Origin of the sequence: Streptomyces sp. NPDC057623, from assembly GCF_042800355.1 — a bacterium.
Classification (GTDB): domain Bacteria; phylum Actinomycetota; class Actinomycetes; order Streptomycetales; family Streptomycetaceae; genus Streptomyces.
On sequence record NZ_JBHVGZ010000101.1, the window covers coordinates 18,342 to 28,008 of the forward strand.

Below are 9,667 nucleotides of genomic sequence, written 5' to 3' on the forward strand. Positions count from 1 at the left end.
TCAACTCACCGCCTTCGACGAGGAACTGGTGACGTGGCGGAGAAGGTGCTCGACAGGCTCCTCGGGTGCCTGTTCGGCCGCTTCGACGGCGTGGTCGATCTCGTCGGTGATCCGCTGCTCGATCCGGGCGAGCTCCTTGTCACTCAGCTCACCGCTCTCGCGCATGCGCTCCATGAGCAGGCTGATCGGGTCGCGGGACTTCCACTGCTCGATCTCTCCCTTCTCGCGGTACCGGTCCGGGTCGTACATCGAATGGGCGCGGAAGCGGTAGGTGCGCAGTTCCAGGAAGTGCGGTCCGGTGCCTGCTCGGATGCCCTCGACGGCCCGTCGGGCGGCCTGCTCGACGGCCTCGACATCCATGCCGTCCACGGCCCAGGCGACCATGCCGTAGGAGGCGGCGCGCATGGCCAGGTCGGTCTGTGCCTCGTGCCGTTCGAGGGCCGTGCCCATGGCGTAGAGGTTGTTCTCGCAGACGAGCAGCAGGGGCAGCTTCCACAGGGCCGCCAGGTTGGCGGTCTCGTGGAACTCGCCTTCGGCGAAGGCCCCGTCGCCGAAGAAGCAGCAGGTGATGTGGGACTGTTCGCGCATACGGTCGGCGAGTGCGAGGCCGGCGGCCAGGGGGAGTCCGCCGGCGACGATGGCGTTGCCGCCGTAGAAGCGCCGGCTTGCGTCGAACAGGTGCATGGATCCGCCCCGGCCTCCGCTGCACCCCGTCGTCCTGCCGTACATCTCGGCCATGACGGCTTCGGCCGTGATCCCGCGGGCCAGGGCGTGGCCGTGTTCCCGGTACGTGGAGACGACCGCGTCCTCTGGGGTCAGTACCTCGTTCACGCCGACGGCGACGGCCTCCTCGCCGATGTAGAGGTGGACGAAACCGCGGATCCTCGCGGCGCTGTACAGCTCGACGCACCTTTCCTCGAAGCGTCGGATGCGAAGCATCGCCTCCAGCAGGTCCGTCCGGTGCCCGGGACCCGGCCGGCCGACCGGCCCGGTGCTCGCTTTGCGCTTACTCGTCTTGGCCGTCGGGGCCTTCTTGCCGGACATCGGGGGCGCCGGGTCCTTCCGCGTACGGTTGGGGCGGGCCACGCTCATGTGGATCCCTCCAAGGTCGACAAGTCGCCGGTGGGCAGACCGAGTTCACGCGCACGCAGCAAACGGCGCATCACCTTCCCGCTGCGGGTCTTCGGCAGGTTCTGGTCGAACGCGATCTCCCGGGGCGCGACGGCGGGGCCCAGCTTGCGGCGGCCGAAGGCCAGCAGCTCCCGCTCCAGACCCGGGGTCGGCTCGACATCTGGGCGCAGCGACACGAACGCCTTGATGACGTTCCCGGCGACCGGATCCGGCCGTCCGATCACCCCGGCCTCAGCCACTGCCGAGTGCTCCATCAGCGCGCTCTCCACTTCGAAGGGGCCGATCAGATGCCCCGCCGACTTGATGACGTCGTCGGCTCGTCCGACGAACCAGTACCAGCCGTCCGCGTCCCGGCGGACGAGGTCTCCGGTCAGGTACCAGCCGTCCGCGAACGCGGCGTCATAGCGCTCCTTGTCGTGCAGATAGCCGCGGAACATCGACGGCCAGCCCGGCCGCAGCGCCAACTCGCCCTCGACGCCAGGGCTTTGCAGCTCCGTGACCCGGCCGTCGGCGACCAGTGCCCGGCCGTCCTCCCCCTGCTTCAGCACGGTTGCCTCGACGCCGGGCAGCGGTCGGCCCATCGAGCCGGGCCGGATCTCGCAGGCCGCGAAGTTCGCGATCATGATGGAGCCGGTCTCCGTCTGCCACCAGTTGTCGTGCACCGGCAGTCCCAGGACGTCCCGGCCCCACGCGACGGCCTCCGGGTTGAGGGGCTCGCCGACGGAGGCGATGAAGCGCAGCGCCGACAGGTCGTGGGAGCGCGGCAGGTCGTACGGGCCCTGGCGGGGTGTGGCGCGCATGAGCATCCGCAGGGCTGTGGGCGCGGTGTACCAGACGGTGACCCGCTGTTCGCCGAGGATCCGGTACCAGCGCCGGGCGTCGTAGTCGCCCTCGTCGACGACCAGCGTCACACCGTGGACGAGCGGGGCGATGATGCCGTACGACATGCCGGTGACCCAGCCAGGGTCGGCGGTGCACCAGTACACGTCCTCGGGGTGCAGGTCGAGCGCGTACGCGGCTGTGGCGTAGTGCGCGACCACGGCCTCGTGCACATGGACCGCGCCTTTTGGAGTGCCGGTGGTCCCGCTGGTGAAGTGCAGCAGGGCCATGTCGTCCGGCGAGGTCGGCGGGATGGTGAAGGTGTCCGGGGCGCCGGACATCAGGGCGTCGAAGGACGCGGTGCCGGGCAGATCCTCCGCGCCGGGGCCGACGATCAGGATGTGCTTCAGCCCGGGGACCGATGCCCGGCGCTCGGCGACCTTGCGCCGGTAGAGGGCCGCGGTGGTGACCAGGACCTGTGCATCGCCGAGACGCAGTCGCTGCTCCACCGGATCGGGTCCGAAGGCGGAGAAGAGCGGGCAGAGCACGCTGGTGTTCTTCAGCGTGCCCAGCACCGCGGTGTACAGCTCGGGGCAGCGGCCGAGCAGCGTGAACACGCGGTCCCCGTGGCCGGCGCCGAGTGACCGCAGGACGTTCGCGAAGCGGGCCGTACGGCGGGCCAGTTCCCCGTAGGTGACGGTCGAGAGGGAGTCGTCCCGGGCGACGCACCGCAGAGCGATCTTGTCCGAGTGGTCCGAGGCCGCGTGCCGGTCGACGGCCTCGTGGGCCATGTTCAGCCCGCCGTCGGGCAGCCCCGTCAGGGCCGTGCGGGCCTGCGCCCAGGTGAATTCGGAGCGGGCCCGGTCGTAGTCGGCGAGACGGGGCGGGACGACCTGTGTGGTGTCTTTGCGGATCGTTTCCCAGTGCATGGGTGCTCCTCCCGGCACTGCCCCCGATCTCCAGGGTCGTCGAGCCAGGCCGCGGCTGCACTTCGGCCACAGGAGACGACCCGGCGGGTCGGCGTACGGCCGACGTGTATGGGGCCGAGGGCCGCCCGCTTCTTGTGGGCCCGAATTGCACGGTGCGCGGTGTCGCTCCGTTTCGCCGTGCCTACTTGTGGCCCTCGGCTCACTTCCATGTCACCGCCGTTGGCCGACGAGTGGTAGGGCCGAACGGGCCGGGACAAGGGACCGGACGGCCTTGTTCGGACTCTGCGGACCGGCCTTCACTCAGGATGCAGCACGACTTTGAGGGCGCCCGTGGTGGTGCTCTGTGCGGCCAATTCGTAGGCGTCCTCCATCCGATCGAGGCCGAAGGTGTGGGTGACCAGCCGGGAGATGGGCAGGTGACCGAATCGCACCAGCTCCAGCAGCCAGGGCGTGGAGGACGTGTCCACCTGGCCGGTGCTGATCGTCACGTTCTTGCGCCACAGGGACTCGAGATGCAGAGTGACCGGTTTGCCGTGGGTGCCGACGTTGGCGATGTGCCCTCCGGCGCGGACGGCGCGGGTGCACAGGACGAAGCCGTCCGGTTCCCCCGACGCCTCGATGACCACGTCGGCGCCCGGTCCCTCGGACAGATCGGCGATCATCGTTCCCGGTGGTTCGGCGGCATCGGCACCCAGCCGGGCCGCGGCTTGCAGCCTGGCGGTGGACAGGTCGGCCACGATGATCCGGCGGGGCGAGTAGAGCCGTGCGAGGAGCACCACGGCGAGACCGATGGGACCTGCGCCCACGACGACGACGGTGTCTCCAGGGCCCACGTGTCCGTTCCGCACTCCGACCTCGTAGGCGGTGGGGAGGAGCTCGGAGAGCAGGACCGCGTCATCGAGGGGGAGAGCGTAAGGCCTCTGGGTCGTGGAGCAGTCGGCGAAGGGCACCCGCACGAACTCGGCCTGGGTCCCGTTGATCTGGTTGCCGAGGATCCACCCTCCGCCCCCACTGCACTGGCCGAGCTTGGTGTCACGGCACGCCGGACAGTGGCCGCAGGCCGACACCGAGGACACGATCACCTGACTCCCGGGGGCCAGGTCGTGGACGTCGCGGCCCACCTCTACGACCTCGCCGACTGCCTCGTGGCCGAGGACCGTCCCCGGCTTCACCTCGGGCAGGTCTCCGCGCAGGATGTGCAGATCTGTGCCGCAGATGGTGGTGGCGTCGACGCGCACGACCGCATCCGTGGGTTCCTCGATCGCCGGATCCGTGACCGTGTCCCAGGAGATCTGTCCGGGGCCGTGGTAGACGAGGGCTCGCATGGTCACCCACTCCCTGGCTACTCGGCCGACTCTCTCCACCGTCGCTCCGGAAGGACTCCCGGGCAACCGGGGGCCATCTGAGCGTTGGACTCCGCAGGATCGTTGACTCCATGGCCTGGTGTTCATGAGCCCGGTGTTCACGGCTGGACGAGTGGGGATGCGGCTGCGCCGATCAATGCCAGCCAGCTACTCAGCTCGGCTGGGTCGGCGGTCCCGCACCGGAATCCGACATGCCCGTCCGGACGGACGGCCACGAGACCGCGACCGGGGTTGTTCGCGAGCCGGAGGACAGTGACGTGGGGACCGGCCACCGTGTCCGGCAGCGGGTCGGCATCGCGCTGCAGCAGGAGGTGCACACCCGGGCGGGCCAGCAGTTCGTGCAGCCGCTGGGGAGGTCCTCCGACGCTGACGGCCTCGTCCGGCAAGCGGTCTCCAGGGCGAGGAGTACCACGCAGGCGCGGTGTTCCCTCCACCGACAGAGGGCTGCGCCGGTAGTTCACCCGCAGCTGGGAAATGAGACGGATGCCCTCGGCGACAAGCCGTCGCCGGTCCAGGAGGGCGGGTATGGCGGGGGCTGCGCGTGGAGCGGCAACCGCCCTCAGCCATGAGGGGATCCGGCCGGTCGATGCCTCTGCCCAGAACGTCGTGTGAGTGAGGATCAGCCGTCGGTGGGCAGCCGGCCTGCGCTCCTCGTCGTAGGAGTCGAGCAGCACTTCGGCACCGAGCCCGTCCCCGGACTCGTCCCAGGAGTGGCCTGCCGCGAAGCCGAGCTTCCAGCCGAGGTTCGCCGCGTCCTGGATGCCGGCGTTCATGCCCTGGCCGGTGGCCGGTGAGTAGTTGTGGGCCGCGTCTCCCGCGAGGAAGAGCCGCCCGCGGCGGAAGCGCCGGGCGATGCTGCATTGCAGCGGCACCCGCGCGGACCACGCGAGACGCTCGATCCGTGCCTGAAGCCCCGCGTCGTTCAGGAGCCGCTGGAGCTCGGCTCTCGGGACGGCGGGTCCGGGTTGGCCGAAGTTCTGTCCGGCCCCGCCGGCAGATGCCCGTGTGGCCAGCAGTCGCCAGGTGGCCTGCTCTCCGAGCGGGAAGAGGAACAACAGTCCTTGGCGTCCCGCGAACACCTGGGCACCGGAAGGGCCGGGGACGCCGCCGAGGTCGAGGTCGGCGAGGACCACCTCTTCGCTGTAGGGCCTGCCGTGCCACCCGATGTCGGCACAGGACCGCACGGTACTGGCCGGACCGTCGCAGCCGACGACGAAGGGGCAGCGGATCTCCTCGATGCCGTGCCGCGAGCGCAGCACGGCCCGCGCGCTCTGGCCGTCGTCGTGGGCAGTGATCAGTTCCGAGCCTCGTTCCACCGTCATCCCACGGTCGGCGAGCGCCTGCGTCAGCACTCTCTCGACGTCCATCTGCCGCACGAGTGACAGATGGGGGAACGCCGTGTCGGACAGCGCGAGGTCCGCGAGCTTCGTCTCGACGACGCGGGAGCCGAGATGAAGGGCGACTGCCGGGGCGGTGTCCGCGAGCTCGAGCAGGGCGTCAGTGACGCCGAGAGGGCGCAGGACTTCAAGCGTGCGGGGGTGCAGGATGAGCGCGCGGGAGGGCCGGAACGGCTCGGGCCGCCGCTCGACCACCCGGATGCGTGCTCCATGGTCATGGGCCTGTAGCGCCAGCGTGAGGCCGGTCGTGCCGGCCCCGACGACCAAGATGTCCACCGCTGTCGTCATGTCCCGGCCTGTATGCGCGACCATGCTTCGGCGTCGTGCGAAGCCGAGCCCTCGATCAGCCCAGGGTCTGCGATCACGTCGTCTCGGCGCAGCCCGGGCAGAACGGCGTAGCGGATCGAACTCGGCACGCTGACCAGCGCCAGAACCCGCCACAGCGACCGCGCGTAGTGCTCGGCGCGCTCCGGGCCGTCCCACTCGTACACGCCGCGGTAGCGACCGCGCTCGTCGTGGGCCAGCCACAGCTTCGAGGTGAAGCCGGGGAAGCCGACGAACAGAGGGGTGTTCAGCAGGCTCTCCTTGCGGAACAGCGCGTGCGCGGGCCCACGGACCAGGCGCAGCCGGAAGGTGACCACCAGCGTGCAGGGGTCCTTCGCCAAGCCGCTGCCGAGGCGTGTTTCCCTGTACACCCGGGCGGAGGTGTCGTCGGCGAAGCGGAGTCGCATCCCCAACCGTTCCTTCGACAGGTGGACCCGCTGCCGCGCGAGCAGCGCGAAGCTGGCGAGAATGCATGCGGCCACGGCCCGCCATGCCTCGCCAGGGGCGAGCGGTGTCTGTTCACCCGTGGTGACGCCCATGGTGGCCTCCTCCCGAAGGGCCGAAACGGGCGTACGACGCCCAGTTCTGCCGCCCCGGCCAGACCGGCCGGGTTCCCCCTCCTACAACCCACCGTGCGGGAATGCGCCACGTCCCGCGAACCGTGGCGGCTTCCCGCTTATCTAGTCCGGCTCCATGTAGGGGCGGCGGAAAACCGGGGCCTGGCCGGTGCCCCACGGGCGTACGGCTGCCAGTGCCTGGGCGACCGCGGACTCCAACGGGCCACTGGTGTCGACCGCGACGGCCTCGGGCCACGGCGGTTCCGCGGTCGCCATGGCGGAGGCGATGTCGAGGTCGGCGTCGGATGTTCCGGGGGCACGGGCGCTCAGGCGGGCCGCTGACACCTCGCCCGGTACGTGGCAGTGCAGGGCCACCAGGTCGGCACTGGTGCGTTCGGCCACGTGCAGAGCCGCCTCCCGCTGTGCCGTGTTGGACCAGGTGGCGTCCAGGACGACGGATTCGCCGGAGGACAGCAGGGTGGAGGCGTGGTCGAGGAGGGTGGCGTAGGTCCTGGACGTCCACTCGGGGGTGTACAGGCCCTCGCCGTAGTCGGCCGCCGCAGACTGCTCGGCGGGGATGCCCGCTGTTTCCTTGCGGAGGCGGTCGCTGCTGAGCAGTGTGACCCCCAGCCGGTCGGCCAGAGCTCCGGAGAGGGTGGACTTCCCACTGCCCGGCAGCCCGCCGACGAGCGTCAGGCCCACGGCGGAGGTCCGCAGGTGACGCAGCGCCGTCGAGACCAGGCGCCGCGCCACTGCCTCAGCGCCGGGCGCGCCTTGGCGTGCCTGGATCAGGGAGACCTTGGCGCGGACGAAGGCCCGGTAGGCGACGTAGTGGTGCCACAGGGAGGGGGGCGCGGGGTCGCCGGAGTACTCGCTGTACTGGGCGAGAAAGTAGGCCGCGGCTTCCGGGGCGCCGAGCTGTTCCAGGTCCATGGCGAGGAAGGCCGCGTCGTCGAGGCCGTCGACATACCGGAGGTGGTCGTCGAACTCCAGGCAGTCCAGGACACGGGGACCGTCGTCGAGACAGAAGATGTCCTCGGAGAGCAGGTCACCGTGGCCGTCGACCACCCGCCCATGTTCGATACGGGAGTCGAACAACCGCTTGCGGCCGGCGAGATAACGGCGCACCAGCCGCTCGACCTCCGCCACGCCCTCGTGCACGAAGCCGTCGTCGGCCAGTGTCCGGACCTGTGTGAAACTGGCCTCCCAGCGCGATGACAGAGCGTCCCGCGTGCCTTGCTCGTCCACCTCGCGGCCGCGGGGCGCCTCGGCGTGCCATGCAGCGAGGTGCCTGGCGACGGCCCGCAGGACGTCATCGACGGCGGCCCCTTCTCGTACCAGGCGGGAAAGGCGGCGGTCCGCAGGCATGCGTCGCATCACCACGAGTGGTTCGGCTTCTTCCGCGTCGGGGCTGTGGATCTCGCCCAGGCCCAGGTAGACGTCGGGGGCGAAGCGGCGGTTGAGGGCGACTTCGCGTTCGCACGCGGCCCGGCGAGCCGTCACCGTCGTGTAGTCCAGGAACCCCAGGTCCACCGGTTTCTTGAGCTTGTAGGCGCGGTCGCCGGCGAAGAACACGGTCGCCGTGTGGGTCTCGCGTACCTCAGCGCGTGGCAGTGGCGCGCCGTCGTGGTCGGCGCTGGGCCGGAGCACGGACGCGTCGGCCCACCCCACCGACCCCGCCGATTTCCTGCGCAGTCCAGGCTCAGCCATGAGGAACGACGACGACGGGGCAGCGCCCGTGGTGAATGGCGGCCTGGGCGACGGGACCGAGGTGAGGCGCGAGCCCGCGACGGTGCTCCCGCCGGCCGACGACCAGCAGTGCGGCACCTTCGGCGGCCTGTACGACGGCCTTGGCAGGGCTTGCGAGACGGATGCTGTCGGCCACCTCCACATGCGGGTACTTCTCGCGCCATGGGCGGAGCGCCGCGCTCAGCTGCGCCTGCGCGTCCCGTGTCATCTCCTCGGTGACGTTGTGGTCCACACCCCAGGGCACACGCGCGTGGAGCGGCACGCTTCGGCCGTGGACGGCCAGGAGAGGGACGTCCCTGGCCGCAGCGGTGTGGAAGGCGAAGTCGAGCAGGTCCTCGGAGGACCCGTGCAGTTTGAGGGCCACGACCACGCGGCTCACCGGTGCCGGAACCGGTCCCTCCCCCTGGGTCTCAGCGCGGACCAGGACCACCGGCCGCTCGGCCCGTGCCACGACAGCCATGCTGACGTCGCCCAGAAAGTAGCTCTCGACGAGCTCCAGTCCCCGCGAACCGAGGACGATCATCTCCGACTCCGACGCCGCCTGGAGCAGGGCGTTCTCCGCGTCGTCGGCGACCAGGCTCTCGACGATGGACAGGCCGGGGTGGCGTGCTTGGAGTTCCGCTCGCGCGGTGTGGACGAGACGCTTCGCCCAGTAGTTCTGATCGACTTCGGAGGGGACGCTGGTAGGTTCCGGCGCCAGCAGCGGCCAGGCGTGCAGCAGGCGCAGGGTGAGCTTGCGCTTCTCGGCCTCGTCGGCGGCCCAGCGGGCAGCGGCAAGACTCTCGGGTGAGCCGTCGAGGCCCACGGTGAGGACGGGTTGCATGGCGGCTGCCTCCGTCTCGTAGGAAGCTGGAAATGACGGTTGAGGAGGCTGATTGCCGGACTGTCCGGGTGTAGCCGACATGCCGAGCGTGGCGCGTTCCCTCATTCGAGGAGTACCCCATTCCCCTCTGCGGCGCATGTGGACCTATGGGTGAGGGGAGGCGGAGTCGCGGAGTCCGGCACGAGAGGAGACAGGGGCGGTGGCGATTCCCCTGGTGGTCGGCGTCGACGGGTCCGAGGCGAGCCTGGAGGCTGTGGACTGGGCCGCCGATGAGGCGGTCCGGCACGCGGTGCCCCTGCACCTTCTGCATGCGGCGGCGCGGGATCACGAGGTGTCCGATGTGATCGGTCATGCCTTGGAACGTGCCACGGAGAGGGTTCCCGCGGTGCGGCTGTCGAGTGAGGTGCTGCACGAGGACGCGGCGTCCGCACTGGTCGACAAGGGGCGCAACGCCTTCGCTCTGGTGCTCGGGTCCAGAGGGTGTCAACGGCCATTTGTTTGCCCCGGTGGCGGCCAGATGTTCCATGCACTCATGGCCGACTCGGCGTCCCCAGTGGCGGCCAGATATCTCCCC

Annotated in this window: 8 protein-coding genes; 1 reads left to right on the top strand and 7 read right to left on the bottom strand. The window is 70.3% G+C overall.

Translation table 11 applies throughout. The features are described 5' to 3' along the window. The 7 genes from pdhA to ACFU95_RS46945 all read right to left on the bottom strand — a co-directional run bounded on the left by pdhA (position 1) and on the right by ACFU95_RS46945 (position 9,093). Entirely contained in the window at positions 1–1,092 is a 1,092-nt protein-coding gene (pdhA, locus tag ACFU95_RS46915; protein ID WP_383842643.1) for a pyruvate dehydrogenase (acetyl-transferring) E1 component subunit alpha, read from the bottom strand. Next, positions 1,089–2,879: an acetate--CoA ligase gene (acsA, locus tag ACFU95_RS46920; protein ID WP_383842646.1), complete on the bottom strand. Its 1,791-nt coding sequence runs from the start codon at positions 2,877–2,879 to the stop codon at positions 1,089–1,091. Before acsA ends, pdhA begins: the two co-directional genes overlap by 4 nt. 296 nt (positions 2,880–3,175) lie before the next feature. Continuing rightward, positions 3,176–4,204: an alcohol dehydrogenase catalytic domain-containing protein gene (locus tag ACFU95_RS46925; RefSeq protein WP_383842664.1), complete on the bottom strand. Its 1,029-nt coding sequence runs from the start codon at positions 4,202–4,204 to the stop codon at positions 3,176–3,178. 137 nt (positions 4,205–4,341) lie between these two features. Beyond that, positions 4,342–5,928, bottom strand: coding sequence for an FAD-dependent monooxygenase (locus tag ACFU95_RS46930; RefSeq protein ID WP_383842649.1), 1,587 nt, complete (start codon positions 5,926–5,928; stop codon positions 4,342–4,344). After that, on the bottom strand, positions 5,925–6,503 hold the full coding sequence (locus tag ACFU95_RS46935) for a hypothetical protein (protein ID WP_383842652.1): 579 nt from the start codon (positions 6,501–6,503) through the stop codon (positions 5,925–5,927). The genes ACFU95_RS46930 and ACFU95_RS46935 overlap by 4 nt, the downstream gene beginning before the upstream one ends. A gap of 141 nt (positions 6,504–6,644) precedes the next feature. Beyond that, positions 6,645–8,231 (bottom strand): AAA family ATPase, encoded by a 1,587-nt coding sequence (locus tag ACFU95_RS46940; RefSeq protein ID WP_383842655.1) that lies wholly within the window; start codon positions 8,229–8,231, stop codon positions 6,645–6,647. After that, the gene (locus ACFU95_RS46945) at positions 8,224–9,093 is read right to left on the bottom strand and encodes a universal stress protein (protein WP_383842658.1); all 870 of its coding nucleotides are present in this window, start codon (positions 9,091–9,093) and stop codon (positions 8,224–8,226) included. The genes ACFU95_RS46940 and ACFU95_RS46945 overlap by 8 nt, the downstream gene beginning before the upstream one ends. Before the next feature lie 199 nt (positions 9,094–9,292). On the opposite strand from ACFU95_RS46945, the gene ACFU95_RS46950 reads away from it, so the two are divergent. Next, the coding region (locus ACFU95_RS46950) for a universal stress protein (protein WP_383842661.1) at positions 9,293–9,667 on the top strand (375 nt) is incomplete at its 3' end.